Origin of the sequence: Streptomyces sp. CB02959, assembly GCF_002803155.1 — a bacterium.
In the GTDB taxonomy this organism is placed as follows: Bacteria; Actinomycetota; Actinomycetes; order Streptomycetales; family Streptomycetaceae; genus Streptomyces.
Genome location: NZ_NNBP01000028.1, coordinates 92,370 through 116,457, shown reverse-complemented (window position 1 = coordinate 116,457; position 24,088 = coordinate 92,370). Strand labels below are relative to the sequence as shown.

Here is a 24,088-nt window from a genome sequence, read left to right as displayed (position 1 = left end):
GAAAGTTCGAAGAGGACGGGCCGGACGGAAATGGATGGTGGTCCGGCGTTGTTGCAGGGGGGCGGAGGCGCGCCACCCGCCTCGCCTAGGAGGTAGCTCGCAGTGAGCCAATATGTGTCCAGGCTCCGCAGCCGTCCCCACAGCCAGTTCGCGGGCCCGCCGCGGCTGCGCCTGCCCGGAGGGGCCCGGCGCCCCCGCCGGGTGGCGATGCTCAGCGTGCACACCTCCCCGCTCCACCAGCCCGGCACCGGCGACGCCGGCGGGATGAACGTCTACATCGTCGAGCTGGCCCGGAAGCTCGCCGCGCACGGCATCGAGGTGGAGATCTTCACCCGGGCCACCACCGCGGCCCTGCCGCCCGCCGTCGAGCTGGCCCCCGGCGTGCTCGTCCGGCACGTCGACGCGGGCCCGTACGAGGGGTTGGCCAAGGAGGAGCTGCCGGCCCAGCTGTGCGCCTTCACCCACGGCGTGATGCAGGCGTGGGCGGGCCACCGCCCCGGCTACTACGACCTGGTCCACTCCCACTACTGGCTCTCCGGCCACGTCGGCTGGCTGGCCGCGGACCGATGGCGGGTCCCCCTCGTGCACGCCATGCACACCATGGCGAAGGTCAAGAACGCCGCGCTGGCCGTCGGCGACACCCCCGAGCCGCCCGCCCGGGTGATCGGCGAGACCCAGATCGTCGAGGCCGCCGACCGCCTGATAGCCAACACCGCCGAGGAGGCGGACGAGCTGGTCCGGCACTACGACGCCGAGCCCGGCAAGGTCGCGGTGGTCCACCCCGGCGTCAACCTCGACCGCTTCCGGCCGCTGGCGGACGACGGCGCCGGCGACGTCGCGGCCAGTCGGGCCGCCGCCCGGGCCCGCCTCGGGCTGCCGCAGGACGCGGTCATCCCGCTCTTCGCCGGCCGCATACAGCCGCTGAAGGCGCCGGACATCCTGCTGCGCGCCGCCGCGGTGCTGGTCGACGAGGATCCCTCGCTGCGTTCCCGGCTGGTGGTCCCGGTGGTCGGCGGGCCCAGCGGCAGCGGCCTGGCCAAGCCCGAGGGACTGCAGAAGCTGGCGGCCCGGCTGGGCATCGCCGATCTGGTGCGGTTCCGTCCGCCGGTCGGCCAGGAACAGCTCGCCGACTGGTACCGCGCCGCGTCCGTGCTGGTCATGCCCTCGTACAGCGAATCGTTCGGGCTGGTGGCGATCGAGGCCCAGGCGTGCGGCACCCCGGTCGTGGCGGCCTCGGTCGGCGGGCTGCCGGTGGCGGTGCGGGACGGCGTCAGCGGCTTCCTGGTCGCCGGCCACGACCCGGCCGACTACGCCCGGACGCTGCGCCGCTTCCTCGACGACCCGTCGCTGGCCGACCGGATGGGCAGCGCCGCGGCCCGGCACGCCCAGTCCTTCGGCTGGGACACCGCCGCCGCCGCGACCGCCGACGTCTACACCGCCGCGATGCAGGAGCGCCGCCGTCACCTACGATCGCTGCATGGGTGAGGAACGGGAGCCCTCCGCGGGCGAGCGGCAGGCGACGGATGCCGGTGCGGTGATCGAGCGCACCCTCAAGGACGCCGAGCTGGAGTGGGAGTCGCCCGCCGCGGGCAACTACGTCGTCAAGCTGCCCGGCACCCGCAAGCTCGCCACGACCTGTTCGCTGATCGTGGGCCGCCACTCGCTCTCCATCAACGCCTTCGTCGTCCGCCGGCCGGACGAGAACCACGAGGCGGTCCACCGCTGGCTCCTCGAACGCAACACCCGCCTCTACGGCGTCGGTTACGCGATCGACAAGCTCGGCGACATCTACCTCGTCGGCAAGCTCCCGCTGGCCGCCGTCACCCCCGCCGAGCTGGACCGGATCCTGGGCACCGTCCTGGAGAACGCCGACGGCAGCTTCAACACCCTCCTGGAGATGGGCTTCGCCTCGGCGATCCGCAAGGAGTACGCCTGGCGGGTGGCGCGCGGCGAGTCCACCCGCAACCTCGCGGCCTTCGAGCGGCTGACCCGGGGCGACACCGAGGAGTAGCCGCCCCGGCGGCGGCTCACCGCACGAACCGCACCTCCGGGTAGCGGGCGGACGGCCCGTCCAGCAGGGCGCCGTCCGCACCGCGCAGCCACCGGTCGAAGAACGCGGTGACGTACGCGCGCTCGGCGGCGACCGCGCGCTCCGGCCGGACCGTCCCGATCATCTCGGTCACGTCCTTGCGCGCCAGCCCCAACTGCCGGGCGATCTGCGGGACAAGCGATTCCGCATCGGTGAAGCTTGCGTGCCGGCCGCCGCGCAGCGTCAGGTCCCGCAGCCAGGCCCCGCGCGCCGCGCTGTGCCGCCACACCGCGTCCCAGGACGCGACCGAGTGGTGGTCGTCCCCGGCCATGCCCATGAGCAGCAGCGGCCGGTCCACCCCGTCCCGCCCCGCGGTGGACGGATGTGACGGATCGTCATCGCGCTGGGTGTAGCCCATCACCCCGTCCATGTTCACCGCCGCCTTGATCCGCGGGTCGTCGTGCATCGTCTGCACCGCGGTGAACCCGCCCGCCGACTGCCCGAACATCCCCGCCGCGGCCAGGTCCAGCACCCCGCGCAGCCCCTGCGGCAGCACCGACCCGGGCCCGGTCCGGGCCAACTCGTCCAGGACGAACCGGGTGTCGGCCACCCGCACCGCGCTCACCTTCTCCAGCAGCTCGGTGATCCGGCCGGCCCGCTGCGCCTTCGCCGCCTCCGCGGGCAGCACGCTGTGGGCCACCCGGCCGTCCGGGAACTGCACCGCGGGCGCCTCGTAGGTGTGGTCGACGGTCACCACGACATAGCCCCGGGAGGCCAGTTCGTCGCAGAGGGTGCTGCCGAGCGCGCGGGGGTCGCCGGCGCCGGGGGAGTAGAGGACCACCGGCAGCCGGCGCCCGCGCGGCCGGGCCACCGGGGCGCCCTGGTGGGCGTGGGTGAGGGTGGCGCCCCAGGCCACCTTCCCGGCCGGGATGCGGTCGGAGAGCGAGTTCGACGTGTCGAACGCGGCCGCCTCGCCCGCCGTCAGCTGCGGCGCCCGCGGGAACCGCCCGGCGCCCGGCGCGGCCGGGTACCGCACGTTCACCATCAACTCCCGGTGCGGCTGCCCCGCGACCCAGGGATCCCGCCGATGGCGGTCCGTCAGATGCAGCGCGGTGGTGCCGACGGGATACCGCCCGGTGGGCGCCGGGAGGGCCAGCGGCCGCGCGGTCACCGCGGCCCCGCCCCCGGGCGCCCGCCCTGGCGCCGCCTCTTCCGCCCCGGCCCCGGCCGTCGCCGCGACCGCCACCGCGAGCGCCGCCAGCGCCCCGGCGCCCGCGGTCCTCCGCCACGCCCGAACGGCGCGGGACGACCCGCCTCGCGTCCTGCTGCCCATCGCTTCTCCCCGTGCACTCGGTCCCCGGGCGCGGCGTGCGCCCGACGCGCGGTTCACCGCCCGTGTGCAGCAGAATCCCGTCTCCGGCCGCCCTGATCGACCGTGCCGCCACCCGTCTTGGGGGTGTGGCCACCACGAACATCCGCGTGGTCCTGGAAGGCGGGCGTCGCCCCGGTCACCGCCGGCCCCGCTTCCCGCGGGCCGGGCCCGCCCTAGCGGTTCGACGGCATCTCGCCCCGCCCGGTCCCGACGCACCCGTCCGCCGTACCCGCGTCCGCGACATCTGTGTCCGCGCCATCTGCGTCCGCGGCACCGGCCGCCGCGGCACCGGCCGTCGTGGTGTCCGCCTTCCCGGTGTCCGCCGCCGCGGCACCCGAACCGGCCGCCCGTTCCGGCAGATTGCGCAGCAGCAGCCCGTACCCCAGCGCGGCCACCGTGCCGACCGCCGCGCAGCCGGCCCAGAGCACGTCGGCGCCGTAGTGGTCGATGACCGTGCCGCCCAGCAGTGGCGCGGTCAGCGAGGCGACGGACCAGGACAGCGCGTACATCCCCTGGTAGCGGCCGCGTCCGTGGAGCGGTGAGAGGCGGACCACCAGGCCCATCTGGGTGGGCGAGTTGATGATTTCGCCGAGGGTCCAGACGGCGACCGCGACCGCGTACATGGCCACCGAGCCGGCCAGCGCCGTCAGTCCGAAGCCGTAGCCGGCGAGCAGCGCCGAACCGATGAGCAGCATCGCCGGGCTGCGGTGCTCGATGAAGCGGGTGACCGGGATCTGCAGCAGCACGATCAGCACCCCGTTCACCGCGATGACCAGCCCGAAGTCGGCGCTGGAGAAGCCGGCCCGGCCCATCGACACCGGCATCGAGACGTACGCCTGCTGGAACAGCGACGCCAGGAGGAGGTTCAGTCCGACGACGGTCATGAAACGGCCGTCGCGCAGCACGGTCAGCATCGAGACGCGCTCGGCGCCGGCCGCGTCCGCCGGTGCGTCCGCGGCCCCGCCCACCTCCGGGCGGGACTCCGGGAGCTTGCAGAAGACCACCAGCGCGCAGGCCAGTACGAGGGTGGCCTCGCCCAGGAAGAGGGCCAGATAGCCGTGTTCGGCGATCAGCCCGGCGGCGGTGGAGGAGATCGCGAAACCGAGGTTGATCGCCCAGTAGTTGAGGGAGAACGCGCGGACCCGGTCCTTCGGGGCGACGATGTCCGCCATCATCGCCTGGACCGCGGGCCGGGAGGCGTTGGACGCCATGCCGACCAGGCCGGCCACCGCGGCGATCGCCACCGGATCGGTCATGAACCCCAGCAGCGCCACGGAAGCCGCCGTGGCCAGCTGCGCGGCCAGCATCGTCGGCCGCCGTCCGAGCCGGTCGGTGAGCACCCCGGCGCCCACCGACGAGATCACCCCGCCCAGCCCGTACACCGCGCCGACCAGCCCCGCGTACGAGGCCGAGTAGCCGCGCTCGACGGTGAGGTAGAGCGCCAGGAACGTCGCGACGAACGAACCGAGCCGGTTGACCAGCGTGCTGGTCCAGAGCCACCAGAACTGCCGGGGCAGACCGGAGACGCTCTCCACGGCGGCCCGCCGGACCCGGGACAGGCCCCTGGGTCGGGGCTCGATTATGGGCGTGGGCATGACAGTTCCCCCTGGTGTGCTGCCCGCTGCCGGACGGCGGGTCGGACGCGATGCGGTAAGTGGCGCAAGTGCTATGCGCAAACTACAAACCGGAGGGTCGGGCAGCCACTCAATTGACCGGAAGCGTCAAACGTCACAGGGCGCCCCGCCCCGGGTCCGCGCAGGTGACAGCCGCGCGCCGGCCCACTCCCCGGCGTCGATTACGCTCGACCGCATGGCCACCGCACCGTACAAGCTGATCCTGCTCCGCCACGGCGAGAGCGAGTGGAACGCGAAGAACCTGTTCACCGGCTGGGTGGACGTCAACCTCAACGAGAAGGGCGAGAAGGAGGCGGTCCGCGGCGGAGAGCTGCTCAAGGAGGCCGGCCTGCTCCCCGACGTCGTCCACACCTCCCTCCAGAAGCGCGCCATCCGCACCGCGCAGATGGCCCTGGAGTCCGCCGACCGCCACTGGATCCCGGTCCACCGCAGCTGGCGGCTGAACGAGCGCCACTACGGCGCGCTGCAGGGCAAGGACAAGGCGCAGACCCTGGCCGAGTTCGGCGAGGAGCAGTTCATGCTCTGGCGCCGCTCGTACGACACCCCGCCGCCCGCGCTGGAAGACGGCGCCGAGTTCTCCCAGTCGGGCGACCCGCGCTACGCGTCGATCCCGCCGGAGCTGCGCCCGAAGACGGAGTGCCTCAAGGACGTCGTCACCCGCATGCTGCCGTACTGGTACGACGGCATCGTCCCGGACCTGCTCGCCGGCCGCACGGTGCTGGTCGCCGCCCACGGCAACAGCCTCCGCGCCCTGGTCAAGCACCTCGACCAGATCTCCGACGCGGACATCGCCGGCCTGAACATCCCCACCGGCATCCCGCTCTCCTACGAGCTCGACGCCGACTTCCGCCCGCTCACCCCCGGCGGCACCTACCTCGACCCGGAGGCCGCCAAGGCCGCCATCGAGGCCGTGAAGAACCAGGGCAAGAAGAAGTAGGCCCTCGCCCGCCCGAACCCCCGCCCGCGGCCCCGGCCGCCGGCGGGGGTTCCGCGTACCGCGGCCCGGATACGCGCCCGGCCCGGCGGCACACCGGCCCGGCGACGCCGCAACACGGTCGCGGCCCCGGTCCGGCCGATCAGGGAGATCGGGCGGACCGGGGCCGCGTTGTCACCGTGCCGTTGTCGTGCCGTGGCGGCAGCCGCTCGTCAGCAGTTGCCGCCGCATTGGCACGGGCCACCGGACTGGCAGCCGCAACCGCAACCGGGCCCGCAACCGCACGCGCCGAGCAGCGGCAGCAGCGGCCGGTCGACGGCCGTCGGCTCGTCCTGGGACGCGGGGATCGGGGAGTCCGCCGTGAGTGCCATGTATTCGCCTCCTTGGGGTCACCTGGTGCTTATTGCAAGCCCGAGTGCGCAGGCGCGTCAACGGCGCGTGGGCGCACGTTACGCGCCCTCCACCGCCGTCGGAGAGGCGATCTCGTCGGCGTGCTCGCCGGTCACGAGGTAGACGACGCGCTTGGCCACGGAGACCGCGTGGTCCGCGAAGCGCTCGTAGTAGCGGCCCAGCAGGGTCACGTCCACGGCCGTCTCGATGCCGTGCTTCCAGCGGTCGTCCATCAGGTGCTGGAACAGGGTGCGGTGCAGCAGGTCCATGGCGTCGTCGTCCTGCTCCAGCTGGAGCGCGAGGTCGACGTCCTTGGTGATGATGACCTCGCCGGCCTTGGCCATCAGGCGCTGCGCCAACTGCCCCATCTCCAGGATGGTGGCGTGCAGGTCGCGCGGCACGGCCCGCTGGGGGAAGCGCAGCCGGGCCAGCTTGGCGACGTGCTGGGCCAGGTCGCCGGAGCGCTCCAGGTCGGCGCTCATCCGCAGGGAGGTGACGACGATCCGCAGGTCGGTGGCGACCGGCTGCTGGCGGGCCAGCAGGGCGATGGCCCGCGCCTCCAGGTCGCGCTGGAGGTCGTCGACCTTCTCGTCGGCGGCGATGACGTTCTCGGCCAGCTTCAGGTCCGCATCGAGTATCGCCGTGGTGGCGCGCCCGATCGCGGAGCCGACGAGCCGGGCCATCTCGACCAGGCCCTCGCTGATCGAGTCCAGCTCCTCGTGGTACGCGTCCCGCATCAGTGACCTTCTCTCGCTTCGAGGATTCCGCGTGCTTCCGGGGGATTCCGGGGATTGTGGGGGATGGTGCGTGGTGATGAGTGGGAGGTGGCCGTTGCGCCTACGCTCCCACGGACCGGCCAGCGGCGGGTCCCCGCACCTTCAATGTGCGGCCGGATCACGACGTGCGGGGCCATCGGGGGTGAACCACCACCGACCTGAAGGTGAACTCTGGGAGACGCCGCCGCGGCCGCGAGGGCGCCCCGGCGGCCCCGCCGTCGCGGTGGGTGAACCACCCCCGACGCCTCGGTGAACTCTGGGCGAAGGGTGTCCGAGCAGCAGCTCCGGGCGCTGGGGGAGTGTCGGACCCGGCACATACTCTGGATTCATGAACGTGGACGCGGCCGTCGCCGCGATGGCAGCGATCGCCGGGCTCTGCACCGGCGTCTTCGCCATGCTGGCGTTCCGCTGGAGCGAGCGGGACCAGGCCAAGCCCACCCGCACGTCGCTGCACACCGAGGCGGTCCTGCCACCCGGCGTCGACACCGTCCTGTCGGTGCTGCGCTCCTCCGCCGTCGTCCTCGACGAGGCCGACACGGTGGTCAAGGCCAGCTCGGCCGCGTACGCGCTCGGGTTGGTCCGCGGCGGTCGGCTCGCCGTCGAGCCGATGCTCCAGATGGCCCGCGACACCCGCCGGGACGGGGAGATACGCCAGGTGGAGCTGGACCTGCCGCGCCGCGGCACCGGCCGCGGGGACGCCCTCGCGGTCTCCGCCCGGGTCGCCCCGCTCGGCTCCCGGCTGGTCCTGCTGCTGGTCGAGGACCTCACGGAGGCCCGCCGCATCGAGGCGGTCCGCCGCGACTTCGTGGCCAACGTCAGCCATGAGCTCAAGACGCCCGTCGGCGCCCTCTCGCTCCTCTCCGAGGCCGTGATGGACGCCAGCGACGACCCGGAAGCGGTCACCCGCTTCGCCGGCCGGATGCAGAACGAGGCCACCCGGCTGACCAACCTCGTCCAGGAGCTCATCGACCTCTCCCGGGTGCAGAACGACGACCCGCTGGAGGACTCCGAGTCCGTTCCGGTCGACGAGCTGGTCGCCGAGGCGGTCGACCGCTGCCGCCAGCAGGCCGGCACCAAACAGATCACCATCGCCGCCGGCGGCACCGCCGACCTGCAGGTCTGGGGCAACCGCGGCCAGCTCGCCGCCGCCCTGGGCAACCTCGTCGAGAACGCCGTCAACTACTCCCCGGCGCGCACCCGCGTCGGGATCGCGGGCCGCCGGGTCTCCGCACCCGGTGGCGACCTGATCGAGATCGCGGTGACCGACCAGGGCATCGGGATATCCGAGAAGGACCGGGACCGCATCTTCGAGCGGTTCTACCGCGTGGACCCGGCGCGCTCGCGCGCCACCGGCGGGACCGGCCTCGGCCTCGCCATCGTCAAACACGTGGCCGCCTCGCACGGCGGGGAGGTCACGGTCTGGAGCGCTGAGGGACAGGGCTCCACCTTCACCCTGCGTCTCCCGGAAGCCGGAGCCGTCCGCGATCGCGAGCGGCCCTCGGACCTCACTGCGGAGGGCCTCGACGACGAGGACCGCCCGTACGAGACCTTCAACGATCCGCTCCCAGCTCACCCAGCCCCGGAGGTCCTTCCGTGACCCGAGTGCTTGTCGTCGAGGACGAGGAATCGTTCAGCGACGCACTGTCGTACATGCTCCGCAAGGAGGGCTTCGAGGTCGCCGTGGCGGCCACCGGCCCCGACGGCCTGGACGAGTTCGAGCGCAACGGCGCCGACCTCGTCCTGCTGGATCTGATGCTGCCGGGTCTGCCCGGCACCGAGGTGTGCCGCCAGCTGCGCGGCCGCTCCAACGTCCCGGTCATCATGGTGACCGCCAAGGACAGCGAGATCGACAAGGTCGTCGGTCTCGAAATAGGGGCCGACGACTACGTCACCAAGCCCTTCTCGTCCCGTGAACTGGTCGCCCGGATCCGCGCGGTGCTGCGCCGCCGCGGCGAGCCGGAGGAGGTCGCCCCGCAGGCGCTGGAGGCCGGCCCGGTCCGGATGGACGTGGACCGGCACGTCGTCACGGTCTCCGGCGGCAAGGTCGACCTGCCGCTCAAGGAGTTCGACCTGCTGGAGATGCTGCTGCGCAACGCCGGCCGGGTGCTGACCCGGATGCAGCTGATCGACCGCGTCTGGGGCGCCGACTACGTGGGCGACACCAAGACCCTCGACGTCCACGTGAAGCGGCTGCGCGCCAAGATCGAGCCCGACCCGGGCGCCCCGCGCTATCTGGTGACGGTCCGCGGCCTGGGCTACAAGTTCGAGCCGTAGGCCGCACCGGCGGCAGACGCGCGTGAAGGGGCGCCCCTCCGGACGGGAGGGGCGCCCCTTCACATGGCTTTGCGCGCCGCGGGCCTCAGTGGCCGGCGTGCGCCGACTCCGAGGGCTTGCCGGAGCCGCTCGGGCTGGTCGGGGCGCCCGACTCCGAGGGCTTGCCGCTCGCGGAGGTGGACGGCTGCGGCGACACCGACGGGCCGTAGTTCTCGAAGATGCTCTTCGCCGGGACGACGTAGGCGCCGATCTTCACCTGGCCGGCGGCGCTGAAGCTGAAGGTCAGCGGCTGGAGGTTGCCGTCCTGGACGGCCTCCCGGCCGCTCTCCAGGAGGGCGCTGGGGTTGCCCTTGCCGCCGATCACGGCGGAGCCGCCGGCCGGCACGTCGATCTTGACGGAGGACAGCTTGGCCGACTGGCCGGTGCCGTCGACCGTGATCCCGGTCAGCTGTTGGTCCTTGGTGCCGCTGTTGAACACCGTCGCGGTGATCGCGGCCGGGCCCTTGGCGTTGGCGTCGGGCTGGGTGACGACGTTGACGTTCTGGATCTTGATGTCACCGACGCTGGTCTCGGCGTTGTCCGGCTTGACCTCCAGCGTCTGGGCGTCGTTCCCGGCACCGCACGCGGAAAGGGTGGCGATGGAGAGCGAGAGGACGGTGGCGGCGAGGACGCCGCGTCGAAGGCTGCGGCTCACGGCGGCGGCATCTCCTTGACGAGCTACGGCGGCCGAACGTTCGTGCCCGGTCGCGGATGGACGGCTGGGACGACCTTGCGCACACGTCATGGCGACGGGCACGTAAAGCCGCCCTAAGGGTGGGTCAGCGCCGCTAGGTTACCGAGCCGCTCTCGCGGCGCCGCACCCGACCCGCCTCCTACGCGATCACGCGCCTCCCGGCCGGTCCGGTCCACCCGCCGCGGCGGTGCCGGGCGAACCGTCCGAAGGCCCCGGGCCGGGATTTCCGGAACGCGTTCTCGGACCGATCTCGGTGGCGATCTCCGCAGAACTGGCTGGCATATTCAGCAGGCGGCTGTTCGAGTGGCCGCCGCGGTGTTTCCCTCGGCGAAAAGAGGTATTCACAAGGAATGCACATGCCGCCCGAAATTGATCACACACCACCGTGCGGGATCGTTGATCAATTCAGGGAATCCCGCCCGGGTCACCGGCAAGCATCCGAACGGAGTAGCGGAACTCGCTCATGCGGATCGGTGCAAACTGTGACTTTTACCCCGTTGATCATTGTGTTTCCGGTGTGCCGCGGGTGGCATTCCGTGCCCCCGGGAAGCCCCTCCGACCTGCGAATACCTGCACCAGGAGCCCCCTCGCAGCACGTTCCGGTCGCTGTTGTCAAGCCCCGAGATATGCCCTGACCTGCGAAAACGCCATTCAGAACGGTCCGTTCCCGTGTTAGCATGGATAGCCACGGAAGGGGTACCTGTCACATGACGTTCAAGGTTGGCGACACCGTGGTCTATCCCCATCACGGGGCCGCGCTGATCGAGGCCATCGAAACTCGCCAGATCAAAGGCGTGGACAAGACCTACTTGGTGCTGAAGGTCGCCCAGGGCGACTTGACTGTTCGTGTGCCAGCGGACAACGCGGAGTTCGTCGGCGTACGCGATGTGGTTGGTCAGGACGGACTGGATCGGGTCTTCGAGGTGCTGCGTGCACCGTATGCCGAAGAGCCGACGAACTGGTCCCGTCGCTACAAGGCAAATCTTGAGAAGCTCGCTTCTGGCGACGTGATCAAGGTCGCCGAGGTCGTCCGTGACCTGTGGCGGCGTGAGCGCGAGCGCGGACTTTCCGCCGGTGAGAAGAGGATGCTCGCCAAGGCCCGCCAGATTCTGGTGAGCGAGCTGGCCCTCGCGGAGAACACCAACGAAGACAAGGCCGAGGCCCTGCTCGACGAGGTCCTCGCGTCCTGACGATGCGCACGGCTGACTGTGGCGACACAGTGTGACGCCGACACGGTGTGACGACTATGGCGTGACGACGACACGGTGTGACAACACAGCAGCAACGTAGCAATGCCGCGGTGCCCGAGTGACGACCCCCGAAGCGGAGGGTCTGTTGCCGGGCGCTGCGGCATATCTACGGCATATCTGCGGGTGGTGCATGGGAAGGCCGGACACCGAGCCGGCGGCGGCTTCCTCGGTGAAGCCCGCCGGTCCCTCCCCCGAGCTCCACGAGCAAGGGGTGCGTCCGGTGGCGTGCCGGGCTCGGGCTGCTGCCCCGACCGCTGTCACGGAAGGGTTCCGGTCAAGGCATAACGCCCGGCACTCCCAGGCCATACCCACCTCGCCCGAGGAAACAAACCTGTCTGCCCCAATTCCGGGTTCGCCCGGACTTTCGGAGCCATCGATGTCAGATCCTTCCCCCCCGGCCGGTACCACCCCGGCCCGTACCGCCGCGGTCATCCCTGCCGCCGGCCGCGGTGTCCGGCTCGGTCCCGGCACACCCAAGGCGCTGCGCACCCTCGGCGGCACCCCGATGCTGGTCCACGCGGTCCGCGCGATGGCCGCCTCGCGGGCCGTCACGCACATCGTCGTGGTCGCCCCACCGGACGGCCCCGAGGAGGTGCGCCGCCTGCTGGACGCCCATCCGCTCGCCGACCGCACCGAACTGACCGTGGTCCCCGGCGGTGCCACCCGCCAGGAATCCGTCCGGCTCGGGCTGGCCGCGCTGCCGGGCGGCATCGACGTGGTGCTGGTCCACGACGCGGCGCGTCCGCTGGTGCCGGTCGAGACCGTGGACGCGGTGATCGAGGCGGTCCGCGCCGGCGCCCCGGCCGTGGTCCCCGCGATGCCGCTGGCCGACACCGTCAAGCAGGTCGAGCCGCGCCCCCAGGGCACCCCGGAGCCGGTGGTCGGCACCCCGGAGCGGTCGCTGCTGCGCGCCGTGCAGACCCCGCAGGGCTTCGACCTGCCGACGCTGCGCAAGGCGCACGAGGCCGTCGTGGAGGGCGAGGGCGCCACCGACGACGCCGGGCTGGTGGAACGGCTCGGGGAGCCGGTGGTGCTCGTCCCGGGCCACGAAGAAGCGTTCAAGGTGACCCGGCCGCTGGACCTCGTCCTGGCCGAGGCCGTACTCGCCCGGAGGAGGGCCACCGATGGCTATGTCTGAGACGTCGGCTGACGCGTCCGCGCAGGTTCCCGCACTGCCCGGGCTGCCCCTCGTAGGGGTCGGCACCGATGTGCACGCCTTCGAGCAGGGGCGCCCGCTGTGGTGCGCCGGGCTGCTCTGGGACGACACGCAGAGCGACGGCTACGGCCTGGCCGGGCACAGCGACGGCGACGTGGCCGCGCACGCCGCCTGCGACGCGCTGTTCTCCGCGGCCGGCATCGGCGACCTCGGCGCGCACTTCGGCACCTCCCGCCCGGAGTGGTCCGGTGCCTCCGGGGTGACGCTGCTGGCCGAGGCGGCGCGGATCGTGCGGGCCGAGGGGTTCGCCATCGGCAATGTCGCGGTGCAGGTCATCGGCGTCCGACCGAAGATCGGCAAGCGCCGGGACGAGGCGCAGCGGGCGCTGTCGGCGGCGGTCGGGGCACCGGTCTCGGTCTCCGGCACCACGACGGACGGACTGGGGCTGACCGGTCGCGCCGAGGGGCTGGCCGCGATCGCCACCGCCCTGGTGGTGCGCACCGGCTGAGGGGTTCTTCGGGTCGAACCGCGGCGTTCCGCCGATCGGGGCCGCACGCTGCGGGAATGTCCGGCGCCGCAAAGGGTGTTGGGGAAGAATCCGGGGCAGTGGTGTCCATCGGAAGCCGACGGTTCGGCCCGTAGGAAGGATCCTTCGTGACTGCAACGCTCTCCGACCAGCTCAAGGAGTTGCTGGACTCCCCGGTCTTCGTGACCGTGGCGACGGTCCAGCCGGACGGCAGTCCCCAGCTCTCCCCGGTCTGGGTGAAGCGGGACGGCGACGACCTGCTGATCTCGACGACCGTCGGCCGCCGGAAGGAGCGCAACATCCGCCGCGACCCGCGGGTGTCGGTGGTCCTCCAGCCCTTCGACGCCCCGTACACCTACGCCGAGATCCGCGGCGAGGCCAGCCTCAGCACCGAGGGCGGGCAGGAGCTGATCGACGAGCTGTCGTTGAAGTACACCGGCAAGCCGTATGCGGAGTTCAACCCGACCTCGGTGGACGACGACCAGCGGGTCGTGGTCCGGATCACCCCGCGGAAGGTGGTCGGGCGCGTCTGAGCCGTTTCCACCGGGCGGCGCGGCGTCTGCGCCCGGAGGAATTCCGTACGGGAAGACCGGCGGATCGGACAGCCGCGAAGCTTCCGTGTCCCCGTGCTCAATAGGGCACGGGGCACTCCCGCGTTCCGACTACCCTGGTCCCGTGACGATTCGCCTGTACGACACCAGCGCCCGGCAGATTCGCGATTTCACCCCGCTTCGGCCGGGCTGTGTCTCGATCTACCTCTGTGGTGCGACCGTGCAGGCCGCCCCGCACATCGGGCACATCCGGTCCGGGCTCAACTTCGACATCATGCGCCGCTGGTTCGCCCACCGCGGCTACGACGTGACGTTCGTCCGCAACGTCACGGACATCGACGACAAGATCATCCAGAAGTCGGCCGAGCAGGGCCGCCCGTGGTGGGCGATCGGCTACGAGAACGAGGTCGCCTTCAACACGGCCTACGACACCCTCGGCTGCCTGCGCCCCACCTACGAGCCGCGCGCCACCGGCCACATCCCCGAGATGATCGAGATGATGCGGGGCCTGATCGAGCGCGGCCACGCCTACGCCGCCGACGGCAACGTCTACTTCGACGTGCGGTCCTTCCCGGAGTACCTCCAGCTCTCCAACCAGGACCTGGACAACCTCCTCCAGCCGTCCGGCGAGGGCGAGACCGGTAAGCGCGACGCACGCGACTTCGCCATGTGGAAGGCGGCCAAGGAGGGCGAGCCCAGCTGGGAGACCCCCTGGGGCCGCGGCCGGCCGGGCTGGCACCTGGAGTGCTCGGCGATGGCCCACAAGTACCTCGGCACGGCCTTCGACATCCACGGCGGCGGCGTCGACCTGGTCTTCCCGCACCACGAGAACGAGATCGCGCAGGCCAAGGCGTACGGGGACGACTTCGCCGCGTACTGGTCGCACAACGCCTGGGTGACCATGAGCGGCGAGAAGATGTCCAAGTCGCTGGGCAACTCCGTGCTGGTCTCGGAGATGGTCAAGCGCTGGCGGCCGATCGTGCTGCGCTACTACCTCGGCACCCCGCACTACCGCTCGATGATCGAGTACAGCGAGGAGGCGCTGCGCGAGGCCGAGTCGGCGTTCGCGCGGATCGAGGGCTTCGTCCAGCGCGTCGTGGAGAAGGCCGGGGTCGTCGAGCCGGCGGCCGAGGTGCCGTTGGCGTTCGCCGAGGCGATGGACGACGACCTGGGCGTCCCGCAGGCGCTGGCGATCGTGCACACCACCGTCCGGCAGGGCAATTCCGCGCTGACCGCCGACGACAAGGAGTCCGCGGTGGCCCGGCTCGCCGAGGTGCGGGCGATGCTCGGGGTGCTCGGCCTGGACCCGCTCGACGAGCGCTGGTCGGGCAGCGGCGCGGACCGCGGCGAGGACCTGCACGGGGTCGTGGACTCCCTCGTCCGACTCGTCCTGGAACAGCGGCAGGGCGCCCGGGCCCGCAAGGACTACGCCACCGCCGACGCCATCCGCGACCAGCTCCAGCAGTCCGGTCTGACCATCGAGGACACCCCGTCGGGTCCGCGCTGGTCGCTGTCCTGAGCCGATCCCCGGGGACCCTCCCGGGGGCCGGCCGCACCCCCGGCCACCAGCCGGATTCGCCCTTCCTCGTGGCCGCGGGCGACACTCAATCCATACGTACGTACCCACTCCACGTCGCGAGACGTCGAGAGCAGTGAAGAAACAGGTGACCCATGGCCGGCAACAGCCAGCGCAGGAACCGCCGCACGTCGAACAAGAAGGGCGCTCAGGTCGGCAGTGGCGGTAAGCGGCGCCGGTCTCTCGAAGGCAAGGGCCCGACGCCGCCCGCGTCCGCGCGCAAGGGGCACGTCAAGAACCGCATCGCCAACTCCAAGGCCAAGCAGGTCGCCGCCGGGCGCCGGCCGGCCCCGCGGCGCGGTGGCCCCAAGGGCACCGCGGAGCTGGTCGTGGGCCGCAACCCGGTCGTCGAGGCGCTGCGCGAGGGCGTGCCCGCCACCACCCTGTACGTGCAGCAGTTCATCGACAACGACGAGCGGGTGCGCGAGGCGCTCCAGCTCGCCAACGAGCTCGGGCTGAACCTCCTGGAGGCGCCGCGGGCCGAGCTGGACCGGATGACGAACGGCCTCAACCACCAGGGCCTGGTCGCGCAGATTCCGCCGTACGAGTACGCGCACCCCGAGGACCTGGCCGCGGCCGCCTTCGACGACGGCGAGGACCCGCTGATCGTCGCGCTGGACGGCGTCACCGACCCGCGCAACCTGGGCGCCGTGGTCCGCTCCGTGTCGGCCTTCGGCGGCCACGGCGTGGTCGTCCCGGAGCGCCGGGCGGCCGGGATGACCGCCGGTGCCTGGAAGACCTCGGCGGGCACCGCGGCCCGTACGCCGGTGGCCCGGGCCACCAACCTGACCCGCGCTCTGGAGTCGTACCAGAAGGCCGGTATGACGGTGGTCGGCCTGGCCGCGGACGGGGACGTGGAGCTGCAGGACCTGGAGGTCCTGGACGGCCCGGTCGTCATCGTCGTCGGCAGCGAGGGCAAGGGCCTGTCGCGGCTCGTCGGCGAGACCTGCGACGTGCGCGTGCGGATTCCGATGCCGGGTGGCGCGGAGTCGCTGAACGCCGGTGTCGCGGCCGGTGTGGTGCTCTGGGAGGCGGCGCGCCGCCGCGGCTGACCGTGGCCGTCGCCGGGTGTTCCCGGCTGTGCCCCGGGCCGGGTGGCGCCGCACCGCCGCCCGGCCCGGGGCACAACATGACGCTCCGTGCGTCCTCGCCGTATCACGTGATCTTTTGACGGGTCTCGGACAGATCGGGCCGGTCAAGGCAGTGTCTTAACCGCGGGTCACTCGGTTAGATGAGCGTGGACACCAGAACACCCCGCACGCCTACGGGGGGACGCTCGTCGTCGAGCTTCGACGACGAGCCGGTCCTGAGCTCGGTCAAGGTGCCGTGCGATCCCGCGCAGGTCATCGTCAACCACGCCAGCTTCCGCGTACAGCTCGCCGCTCCCGTGGTCGCCGGCGCCCTGGCCGAGACTGCGCGCGTCCCCGCTCTCCGGGGATCGCCGCCCAGACGCCGCACGCCCGTGGTCTGGAGCGGCCGCACCGAACCGGGCAGCGCGGCCGGCGCCACCACCCAGCTCCTGCACGCGGTACGCGACGCGGGCGTCGGCCTGGACTCCGGCCCGGCCGAGGACATCGGCACCACCCAGGTGCTCCCCCGGGTCCGGCTCGGCGACACCCCCGCCTCCACCGTCATCGGCCAGCGCGGCCCCGTCGACGACGAGGACACCCTGCCGCGCGGCACCCGCGCGCTGCCCGGACCGTTCCCCGGACCGCGGTACGGCGACGGCGGCGCGGACGACGCCGACGACGAGCGGTTCGAGGCGCGCGATTTCCACGACACCGGGGCCAGACGGCGCGGCGGCGACAGCGTGCGGCACGCGTACTACCCCGGCCGCCGGATGAACCTCGGCGTCGTCCTGCTGCCGCTGCGGATCTTCCTCGGCCTGATCTCCGTCTACGCCGGTATGGGCAAGCTCTGCGACCCCGTCTACTTCGACGGCGGCCAGCGCGGCTCGATGGTCACCTGGCTGCTCTCCCTCCACCCCTGGGAACTGGCCGTCCCGCTGCGGGACTTCGCGGTCGCGCACCCGGTCGGCGCCGGGCTGACGGTGGCCTTCCTCCAGGTCGTGGTGGGCGTGCTGACCATCTGCGGACTGTGGCAGCGGGTCGCCGCCTCGTTCGGCGCGCTGCTCTCCGCGGCGCTGCTGATGACCGTCAGCTGGCGCACCCTGCCCGCCTACGACGCCCCCGACATCATCTACCTCGCCGCCTGGAGCCCGCTGATCATCGCGGGTGCCCCGGTCTACTCCATGGACGCCCGGCTCGCCGGTGAGGCATGGCGGCGGCTCGGCCCGCGCGTCGATGTCGGGGCACTGCGCCGCCGGGTGCTGCGCCGCGGCGCCGTGATGACCGCGGTGGTGGCCGGCCTGACCCTGCTCGTCGGCTCCCTGCTGGGCGGTGCCGTACGGACCGCGCGGGTGCCGACCGTGCCGCGGCCCGGGGAGCCCGCGATCAACAACCTTCCCGGCTCGCCCCTGCCGCGACCCGGCCACGGCGCCTCCCACTCCGGCCATCACACCCCCCACCACCCCGGCGCGCCCTCCACGGGCGCCTCCCGCAAGGCCCACCAGCCGGGCCTGCCGTCGGCCTCGGCCCCCGGCACCCCCTCGGCCGCCGGCCGCACCGGCAGCTCGACCCACCGGCCCGGCGCGACCACCAGCGCCCCGCAGCACTCGGCCCCGGCCCACGCCCCGGCCCGTACGCAGACGCCGGGCACCGGTGGCGGTACGACCGGCAGCTCCAGCAGCGGCACCCCCGGCGGCGACTCCGGCCGCGGCAGCACCCTCGGCGGACTGCTGGGCTGACCCCGCACGGGACCGGCAGCCGGTCCGTACGACGCGTCCCCGATCGCTCCGATCCCTCATGGCCCCAGGGCCAGGGGGTGGCGGGCGGTCGGGGACGAGTGCGTTGACCGGGGGACCGCGTCGGTCGGGGCGACCGTGTCGCGGGGGCGGCGGCCGCGGCGCGCCGGGCGGGGTGCGGCGTCGGTGGGCGTCCGGGGGCGCCTCGGGCGCGCAGGGGGCGGTACGGCGGCCGCGGGGAGCGTTCGCCGTCCCGGGGCTCAACGGGCCTGTGCGGCGAACTCCTTGGCGGCCTCGGTGAGGTCCTTGGCGGTGTCGATGGCACGCCAGTAGGCGCCCTGGGGGAGCGGATAGCCGGCCAGTCGGCGTTCCCGGGCGAGGCGCGGGAAGGTGGTGCGCTCGTGGTCGCCCTGGGTGGGCAGCAACGCGGTGAAGGCCGAGGAGAAGACGTAGACGCCCGCGTTGATCAGATACGGGGAGGGCGGGGCCTCGATGAAGTCCAGGACGTGCCCGAAGGCGTCGGTTTCGACGGCGCCCCAGGGGATGCGCGGGCGGGCCAGCGCCAGGGTGGCGGCGGCGTCGCGCTCGTGGTGGAAGGCGGCCATCTCGCGGAGCGGGAAGCGGGTCCAGACGTCGCCGTTGGTGGCGTACCAGGGCTCGTCCGGGCGGGGCAGGGAACCGGCGGCGTGCTTCAGGCCGCCGCCGCGGCCCAGGGGCTCGGTCTCGACAACGGTCGTGACGCGCAAGGGGAGTCGGGTCCGGTCCAGCCAGTCCTGGAGGACCTCGGCGAGGTGCCCGCAGGAGACGACGGCGTCGGTGACGCCCTCCTCGGCGAGCCAGTTCAGCTGATGGCCGATGATCGGGGTCCCGGTGCCGGGAATCTCGACCATCGGCTTGGGGCGGTCGTCGGTGTACGGGCGGAGACGGGAGCCCTGGCCACCGGCCAGGACCACGGCCTGCGTGGGGTACGGATACGGGGCGCCTGTCATGGTTCGCACCCTATGCGGTGCGAGCAGTGGTCACTGGGCGGCGGCCACGCCGGTGGCGAAGGAGGTGTCGCAGACCGGGCGGGAGAACGCCTGGGCGCGGTGCGCGGCACCGTACTTGGCGACCGCGGCGCGGCCGAGGGCGCGGGCGATGGAGGCGCAGTGCTTGGCCAGCGAGGGCCGGGCGGTGGTGGCCTCCTGGAGGTGCGTCAGGGCGACGCCGGGGTCCTTCTCCTGGAGTTCCACCAGGAGGCGGTCCCGGAGGACGTCCTGGGCGGCGCGGGGGCCGGCCTGGGTGGAGGCCTTCCCGGAGGAGGCGGCGAGTACCTGCGACTCGGAGGTCTTCGACGCCCACGGGACGCGGGTGACCGCGAGGGTCCCGGAGAGCACGAGGACGACGGGCAGGACGAGGGCGAGAGTTCGGCCGATACGGCGGGCTGCGGAGTTCACGGTCGTGATGGTAGCGAGGGGTGATGATTTGGCGACATTCGGTCACCTTATCGGGGGACGGAATGGCTCGTCGGTGCGGTTGTTGGGTTGACGCACTGGTACGAAAAGCCGCCTCCGGGGCGGATTTTGAGGGGTGTGGAGGGGTGTGCGGCATGCCGCCGCGGGCTTGCGGGCGCGGGTCCGCAAGCGGTCCGGACGCGCCGCGGCGGCGGTGCGGGGGACGCGCAATACCCCACACCGCCACCGCGGTAAACCCGTCCCGGGCGGGCCCGGTGGCCCCGCCCGGCCCGCCGGCCCGGCCGGTCGGCTGTCGGGTCAGTCGGTCAGCCGCTTCCCCGTCGAGGTGGAGAAGACATGGGTCTCGCCCGGCTGCGGGACCACGTGCAGCCGCGCCCCCTTGGCCGGGACCTGGCGGCCGTTGACCCGTACGACCAGGTCCTTGACCGTCCCGCCGACCTCGGCCGTTCCGTAGACGTAGCCGTCGGCGCCCAGTTCCTCGACGACGTTGACCGTCACCGGCAGGCCGGCCGGGGCGTCGCCGGCCTCCTTGGACAGCGACTCGGCGGCCGCGCCGTTCTGCTCGACGACGGTGAAGTGCTCGGGCCGGATGCCGACCGTCACGGTCTTGTCGCCCTCGGCGCCGGCCAGCGCCTCCCGGCTGACCGGCACCACGCTGTTGCCGAACTTCACGCCGCCGTCGGTGATCGGCACCTCGATGAGGTTCATGGCGGGCGAGCCGATGAAGCCGGCCACGAAGAGGTTGGCCGGGCGGTCGTACATGTTGCGCGGCGAGTCGACCTGCTGGAGCAGCCCGTCCTTGAGGACCGCGACCCGGTCGCCCATGGTCATGGCCTCGACCTGGTCGTGGGTGACGTAGACGGTGGTGATGCCGAGGCGGCGCTGGAGCCCGGCGATCTGGGTGCGGGTCTGCACCCGCAGCTTGGCGTCCAGGTTGGACAGCGGCTCGTCCATGAGGAACACCTGCGGTTCGCGGACGATGGCACGGCCCATCGCGACCCGCTGCCGCTGGCCGCCGGAGAGCGCCTTCGGCTTGCGCCCGAGGTATTCGGTCAGGTCCAGGATCTTCGCCGCGTCCTCGACCTTCTGCCGGATCTCGGCCTTCGGCACGCCGGCGATCTTGAGGGCGAAGCCCATGTTGTCGGCGACCGTCATGTGCGGGTACAGCGCGTAGTTCTGGAACACCATGGCGATGTCCCGGTCCTTGGGCGGCAGGTGCGTGACGTCCCGGTCGCCGATGCGGATGGCCCCCTCGTCGACGTCCTCCAGCCCCGCGAGCATCCGCAGCGAGGTGGATTTGCCGCATCCGGAGGGCCCGACGAGTACGAGGAACTCGCCGTCCTCGATGGCGATGTCGAGCTTGTCGACGGCGGGCTTGTCGGAACCCGGGTAGATCCGGGTTGCCTGGTCGTACGTGACCGTTGCCATGGTGTGTCCCTTCACCGGCAGGAACGTGCCGGACGATCCGAGTAAAGGAGTGGACGGCCTGCCGCACGGGAGGCACACCACGCGAAGTGGTGTAGTCCACAGCGGCAAACCGCTGGTGACGCTACCGGCGCCGGAGCCGGGTGTCAGTAGGTGCGCGGTCACGAAATGCGGTCGTTGGGTGGGGCCACCCCTGTCACCTCCCCAGGGGGGTGGCTGCGGCGGGGTGGTGGCGGGGCTACGGGGAAGTGGGGGGCGGGGCCAGGAGGGGCGACTGCGGGGCGGTCGTCGAATAAGGCAACGGGCATCGGGCGCGCCTAGGTACACTTCATCCGGCACGCCTCCTTAGCTCAGCTGGCCAGAGCACCGCTCTTGTAAAGCGAAGGTCGTCGGTTCGAATCCGACAGGGGGCTCTGACGCTGAACAGGGAAGAAGCCCCGGGCCGGTGGTGGCCTGGGGCTTCTGACATCTATGGGTGACATCAACGGGGGCGGTCAGTCCCGGTCGATCCGTCGTCTCAGTAGCCGGTCCATGTTGCTGATGGCTTCCCGCTGTGTGTCCTGGGCGACGTGGGTGTACACGTCCATGGTCATGCTGATCTGGCTGTGGCCGAGGATCTCCATCAGGACGCGCGGGGGCACACCGGCCGCGGTGAGCAGGGTGGCGCAGCCGTGGCGGGTGTCGTGCAGACGGATGGGGCGGAGGCCGACCGAGGCCGTGAGGCGGGAGAACGAGCGGTTGAGGTTCCGGGGCTCGATCGGGCGGCCGGAGCGGGTGGTGAACACGAGCCCGGCCGCATCCAGCTCGGCGCCCTGCTTCGCTGCCTCGTGGCTCTGGCGGAGCCGGTGCCAGCGGAGTGCGGCCAGACAGATCAGGGGCAGCGGCACGGGGCGGATCTTCCCGGTCTTGGTGGTGTCCTGGTACAGCTCGCCGCCGATGCGTTGCACCTGGTTGCTGACGCGGATCACCCGGTCGTCCAGGTCCACGTCCGACCACCGCAGGCCCAGGACCTCACCGCGCCGCAGACCCATCGCGATGGCGAGCACGAACGCTGCGTAGAGCGGATCACGGCGGGCTTCTTCGAGGAACGTCAACGTCTCGTCCAGCGTCCAGGGCGTCGTCTCGCGGCTGACGACCTTGGGGGCTTCGACGAGCGAGGCGACGTTGCGGGTCACCAACTCCTCGCGGGTGGCGGCGGTCAGGGCTGTACGGAGCACGCGGTGAGCTTCCTTGGCCGTGGCGGGGGAGGACTTGCGAGTGACATCAGCGAGGAATACCCGGACGTGACGGGGGCCGAGGGTCTCCAGCCGCTTCGTCCCCAGTAGGGGAACGAGGTAAAGCCGCATGTGCATGGCGTACTTGCTGTACGTGCTGCGCTTCCGGTTCGGCTTGATGACGTTGTCGAGCCAGTACGGCAGCCATTCGGCGAGCTTGGCGGAGCGGGTGGGCACGGGGATTCCTTCGTCGACCTTGGCGAGGAGTTCGCGGCGCTTGGTGTCACATTCGGTCCAGGTCTTGCCGTAGGCGTACTTGCGGGCGCGGGTGCCGTCGGGCTGGAGGACGTAGACGGCGGCTTGATAGCGGCCGTCCTTGCGCTGGGTGATGGTGCCGGCGCCGTTGGGATTGCGTTTGCGGGGCTTGGACATCAGGCGGCCTCCTCGATGCGGTCGCGGATGTAGTCGGCCAGGGCGTTTTCGGGGATGCGGCGGGATCGGCCCTCGGTGATCGAGATGAGGCGCTTGGAGCGGATGAGGTCGTAGACCTTGGAGCGTCCGTACTTCAGCCGGGTCATGACCTCCGGCACGGTGAGTAGTTGCCCGGTGGCGGTGGTCATGGCTGGTTGTCTCCTTCGACTTCGGGGTGCGGGTGTTCGCGATGGATGGTGGTGGCGAGCCAGGATTCGCCGGGGGTGAAGCCGGTGCCGGCGAAGGTCCAGTGGGAGAGGACGAGGGTGGTTTCGGCGGTGGCGGCGGGGGTCGGCTCCGGGGTGTTGGGCTGGGCTTGGAGGCGTTGCCATTCGGCGCGGGCGGTGCGGAGGGCGCCGAGGGTGGTGGAGTAGTGGCGGGTCTTGGTGGAGAAGTGGCCGCGGAAGCCGAGCATGTGCGCCCAGGCGCGTAGCCGGAGGTCTTCGAGGTCGCGGCGTCCGCCGAGGGTCCAGGCGGTGCGGATCATGCGGCGGGCGTGGTCGTTGATGTCGAGTTGGGCGAGTTCGGCGAGGAACTTGAGCGGGCGGTCGAGGGTGCCGGTGGCTGTCTCGGCGCCCTTGGTGGCGTACTTGGCGATGTAGGCGGCGACCGCGCGTTCGGTTAGTTCGGCGCCGCCGTCGAGGTCGGCGGAGCGGATGGGGCGGATGTCGAGTTGCTTGCCGAAGGTGAAGGTGTGGGGCCTGCCGTCGATGGTTGGGCCGGGCGCGGTGGCTTTGGTGGTGGCGGCCTGGATGGCGTCGGTCAGCAGGTCGGTGGTGGCCCAGGTCGGGGGTGGGGTATTGCTGCCGGCGGGGCCGTCGAGGCGGATGACGGCGTGGAAGTGGACCGCGCCGCGTTTTTGGTACTCGGCGACCTTGGCGAAGGAGACGCGGGCGTGGTGGCGGAAGGCTCGTTGGGTGAGGCCGGCTCGCTTGGCGATCTCTCGGCGGAGGTAGATGGAGAAGCGTCGCCACAGGGCGCCGGCGTGGGCGTTCCACAGCACTGCTGACTCGTAGTCGTACGTATCCGGGTTGAGCGCGGTGCCCAGCGCGGGGGCGTCGTCGGGGTGGCGGGTTCCGCAGCGGCAAGGGCGGGCCGTTCCGCCCTTTCCCGTGGGGCGGTTGTGGACGGGGCCGAAGGAGGGGGCGGTGAAGGTGGCGAAGACGCGGGGGTGGGTGGCGACTTGTTCGGGGGTGCCTTTGCCGCCGCGGAGGCCGGTGGTGATCAGTTGGTAGGTGTCGCGGCGGTAGGTCTCGGCGCAGGCGGGACAGCGGGTGGTGCGGCGGTTGTTGCAGCGGACCAAGAGGTGACCGGCGGGCAGGTCGCTGGCATGCAACTCGGAGAGGATCTGGCCGGTGGTGGGGTGGATCTCGGTGCGGTGGCCGTCGAGGCGGATGGGTTGGCCGCACCCGCCCAGGCCCCGGAGTTGCCGGAGCAGGGCGGGCATGGTGCCCAGTGAGGCCAGCGCAGCCAGGTGCGTGATCGGCGGCGTGGTGCGGGCGGGCATCGGGTGATTTCTC

The 24,088-nt window shown here is 72.0% G+C and carries 23 protein-coding genes and 1 tRNA gene; 13 read left to right on the top strand and 11 right to left on the bottom strand.

Annotated features, from left to right (window positions below; all coding sequences use genetic code 11):
- Positions 1-102 precede the first annotated feature (102 nt).
- Positions 103-1,485: a D-inositol-3-phosphate glycosyltransferase gene (gene mshA / locus CG747_RS35700; protein WP_100606043.1), complete on the top strand. Its 1,383-nt coding sequence runs from the start codon at positions 103-105 to the stop codon at positions 1,483-1,485.
- On the top strand, positions 1,478-2,011 hold the full coding sequence (locus tag CG747_RS35695; protein WP_100606042.1) for a YbjN domain-containing protein: 534 nt from the start codon (positions 1,478-1,480) through the stop codon (positions 2,009-2,011). Before mshA ends, CG747_RS35695 begins: the two co-directional genes overlap by 8 nt.
- A 16-nt stretch (positions 2,012-2,027) precedes the next feature.
- Here the strand turns inward: CG747_RS35695 and CG747_RS35690 are convergent, their stop codons facing one another.
- Both CG747_RS35690 and CG747_RS35685 read right to left on the bottom strand, forming a co-directional pair.
- Complete coding sequence (locus tag CG747_RS35690) at positions 2,028-3,362, bottom strand: hydrolase (RefSeq protein WP_100606041.1); 1,335 nt, start codon at positions 3,360-3,362, stop codon at positions 2,028-2,030.
- A gap of 212 nt (positions 3,363-3,574) precedes the next feature.
- On the bottom strand, positions 3,575-4,996 hold the full coding sequence (locus CG747_RS35685; protein ID WP_257980957.1) for an MFS transporter: 1,422 nt from the start codon (positions 4,994-4,996) through the stop codon (positions 3,575-3,577).
- Positions 4,997-5,210: 214 nt separating this feature from the next.
- On the opposite strand from CG747_RS35685, the gene CG747_RS35680 reads away from it, so the two are divergent.
- Positions 5,211-5,972: a phosphoglyceromutase gene (locus CG747_RS35680; RefSeq protein WP_100606040.1), complete on the top strand. Its 762-nt coding sequence runs from the start codon at positions 5,211-5,213 to the stop codon at positions 5,970-5,972.
- 209 nt (positions 5,973-6,181) lie between these two features.
- On the opposite strand, the gene CG747_RS48370 is transcribed toward CG747_RS35680, so the two are convergent.
- Positions 6,182-6,340 carry a hypothetical protein gene (locus tag CG747_RS48370; protein WP_180985839.1) on the bottom strand — a complete coding sequence of 53 codons (159 nt, stop codon included), beginning with the start codon at positions 6,338-6,340 and terminating at the stop codon, positions 6,182-6,184.
- 78 nt (positions 6,341-6,418) lie between these two features.
- Positions 6,419-7,096 (bottom strand): phosphate signaling complex protein PhoU, encoded by a 678-nt coding sequence (gene phoU / locus CG747_RS35675; RefSeq protein WP_100606039.1) that lies wholly within the window; start codon positions 7,094-7,096, stop codon positions 6,419-6,421.
- A 367-nt stretch (positions 7,097-7,463) separates the two neighbouring features.
- Here phoU and CG747_RS35670 point away from each other — a divergent pair, with 367 nt between their 5' ends.
- Together CG747_RS35670 and CG747_RS35665 are read left to right on the top strand one after the other, a co-directional pair.
- On the top strand, positions 7,464-8,732 hold the full coding sequence (locus tag CG747_RS35670) for a cell wall metabolism sensor histidine kinase WalK (protein WP_100606038.1): 1,269 nt from the start codon (positions 7,464-7,466) through the stop codon (positions 8,730-8,732).
- Positions 8,729-9,409 carry a response regulator transcription factor gene (locus tag CG747_RS35665; RefSeq protein WP_016572018.1) on the top strand — a complete coding sequence of 227 codons (681 nt, stop codon included), beginning with the start codon at positions 8,729-8,731 and terminating at the stop codon, positions 9,407-9,409. Before CG747_RS35670 ends, CG747_RS35665 begins: the two co-directional genes overlap by 4 nt.
- Positions 9,410-9,494: 85 nt before the next feature.
- On the opposite strand, the gene CG747_RS35660 is transcribed toward CG747_RS35665, so the two are convergent.
- Positions 9,495-10,103, bottom strand: coding sequence for a DUF461 domain-containing protein (locus CG747_RS35660; RefSeq protein WP_100606037.1), 609 nt, complete (start codon positions 10,101-10,103; stop codon positions 9,495-9,497).
- A 746-nt stretch (positions 10,104-10,849) separates the two neighbouring features.
- Here CG747_RS35660 and CG747_RS35650 point away from each other — a divergent pair.
- The 7 genes from CG747_RS35650 to CG747_RS35620 all read left to right on the top strand — a co-directional run bounded on the left by CG747_RS35650 (position 10,850) and on the right by CG747_RS35620 (position 18,007).
- Positions 10,850-11,332 carry a CarD family transcriptional regulator gene (locus tag CG747_RS35650; RefSeq protein ID WP_003953493.1) on the top strand — a complete coding sequence of 161 codons (483 nt, stop codon included), beginning with the start codon at positions 10,850-10,852 and terminating at the stop codon, positions 11,330-11,332.
- Positions 11,333-11,768: 436 nt separating this feature from the next.
- The gene (ispD, locus tag CG747_RS35645; RefSeq protein WP_100606036.1) at positions 11,769-12,530 is read left to right on the top strand and encodes a 2-C-methyl-D-erythritol 4-phosphate cytidylyltransferase; all 762 of its coding nucleotides are present in this window, start codon (positions 11,769-11,771) and stop codon (positions 12,528-12,530) included.
- Positions 12,523-13,056 carry a 2-C-methyl-D-erythritol 2,4-cyclodiphosphate synthase gene (gene ispF / locus CG747_RS35640; protein ID WP_100606035.1) on the top strand — a complete coding sequence of 178 codons (534 nt, stop codon included), beginning with the start codon at positions 12,523-12,525 and terminating at the stop codon, positions 13,054-13,056. The genes ispD and ispF overlap by 8 nt, the downstream gene beginning before the upstream one ends.
- A gap of 146 nt (positions 13,057-13,202) precedes the next feature.
- A complete protein-coding gene (locus tag CG747_RS35635; protein ID WP_100606034.1) occupies positions 13,203-13,607 on the top strand; it encodes a PPOX class F420-dependent oxidoreductase in 405 nt (134 codons plus the stop codon).
- A gap of 142 nt (positions 13,608-13,749) precedes the next feature.
- Positions 13,750-15,144 (top strand): cysteine--tRNA ligase, encoded by a 1,395-nt coding sequence (gene cysS / locus CG747_RS35630; protein ID WP_100606033.1) that lies wholly within the window; start codon positions 13,750-13,752, stop codon positions 15,142-15,144.
- Positions 15,145-15,296: 152 nt separating this feature from the next.
- Positions 15,297-16,253 carry a 23S rRNA (guanosine(2251)-2'-O)-methyltransferase RlmB gene (gene rlmB / locus CG747_RS35625; protein ID WP_100606032.1) on the top strand — a complete coding sequence of 319 codons (957 nt, stop codon included), beginning with the start codon at positions 15,297-15,299 and terminating at the stop codon, positions 16,251-16,253.
- A 179-nt stretch (positions 16,254-16,432) separates the two neighbouring features.
- Positions 16,433-18,007 (top strand): DoxX family protein, encoded by a 1,575-nt coding sequence (locus CG747_RS35620; RefSeq protein ID WP_257980955.1) that lies wholly within the window; start codon positions 16,433-16,435, stop codon positions 18,005-18,007.
- Positions 18,008-18,264: 257 nt separating this feature from the next.
- Here the strand turns inward: CG747_RS35620 and CG747_RS35615 are convergent, their stop codons facing one another.
- The 3 genes from CG747_RS35615 to CG747_RS35605 all read right to left on the bottom strand — a co-directional run bounded on the left by CG747_RS35615 (position 18,265) and on the right by CG747_RS35605 (position 20,886).
- Positions 18,265-18,993, bottom strand: coding sequence for a nucleotidyltransferase family protein (locus tag CG747_RS35615; RefSeq protein ID WP_100606030.1), 729 nt, complete (start codon positions 18,991-18,993; stop codon positions 18,265-18,267).
- Positions 18,994-19,023: 30 nt separating this feature from the next.
- The gene (locus CG747_RS35610) at positions 19,024-19,440 is read right to left on the bottom strand and encodes a hypothetical protein (RefSeq protein ID WP_100606029.1); all 417 of its coding nucleotides are present in this window, start codon (positions 19,438-19,440) and stop codon (positions 19,024-19,026) included.
- A 315-nt stretch (positions 19,441-19,755) separates the two neighbouring features.
- A complete protein-coding gene (locus CG747_RS35605; protein ID WP_100606028.1) occupies positions 19,756-20,886 on the bottom strand; it encodes an ABC transporter ATP-binding protein in 1,131 nt (376 codons plus the stop codon).
- A 336-nt stretch (positions 20,887-21,222) separates the two neighbouring features.
- On the opposite strand from CG747_RS35605, the gene CG747_RS35600 reads away from it, so the two are divergent.
- Positions 21,223-21,296 (top strand) — tRNA-Thr (locus tag CG747_RS35600).
- An 81-nt stretch (positions 21,297-21,377) separates the two neighbouring features.
- Here the strand turns inward: CG747_RS35600 and CG747_RS35595 are convergent.
- From CG747_RS35595 to CG747_RS35585, 3 genes are read right to left on the bottom strand one after another with little or no spacing between them, the layout of a single operon-like run.
- On the bottom strand, positions 21,378-22,529 hold the full coding sequence (locus CG747_RS35595) for a site-specific integrase (RefSeq protein ID WP_100606027.1): 1,152 nt from the start codon (positions 22,527-22,529) through the stop codon (positions 21,378-21,380).
- Positions 22,529-22,717 carry a helix-turn-helix domain-containing protein gene (locus CG747_RS35590; RefSeq protein WP_100606026.1) on the bottom strand — a complete coding sequence of 63 codons (189 nt, stop codon included), beginning with the start codon at positions 22,715-22,717 and terminating at the stop codon, positions 22,529-22,531. Before CG747_RS35590 ends, CG747_RS35595 begins: the two co-directional genes overlap by 1 nt.
- A complete protein-coding gene (locus CG747_RS35585; protein ID WP_257980954.1) occupies positions 22,714-24,075 on the bottom strand; it encodes a replication initiator in 1,362 nt (453 codons plus the stop codon). Before CG747_RS35585 ends, CG747_RS35590 begins: the two co-directional genes overlap by 4 nt.
- Positions 24,076-24,088 lie beyond the last annotated feature (13 nt).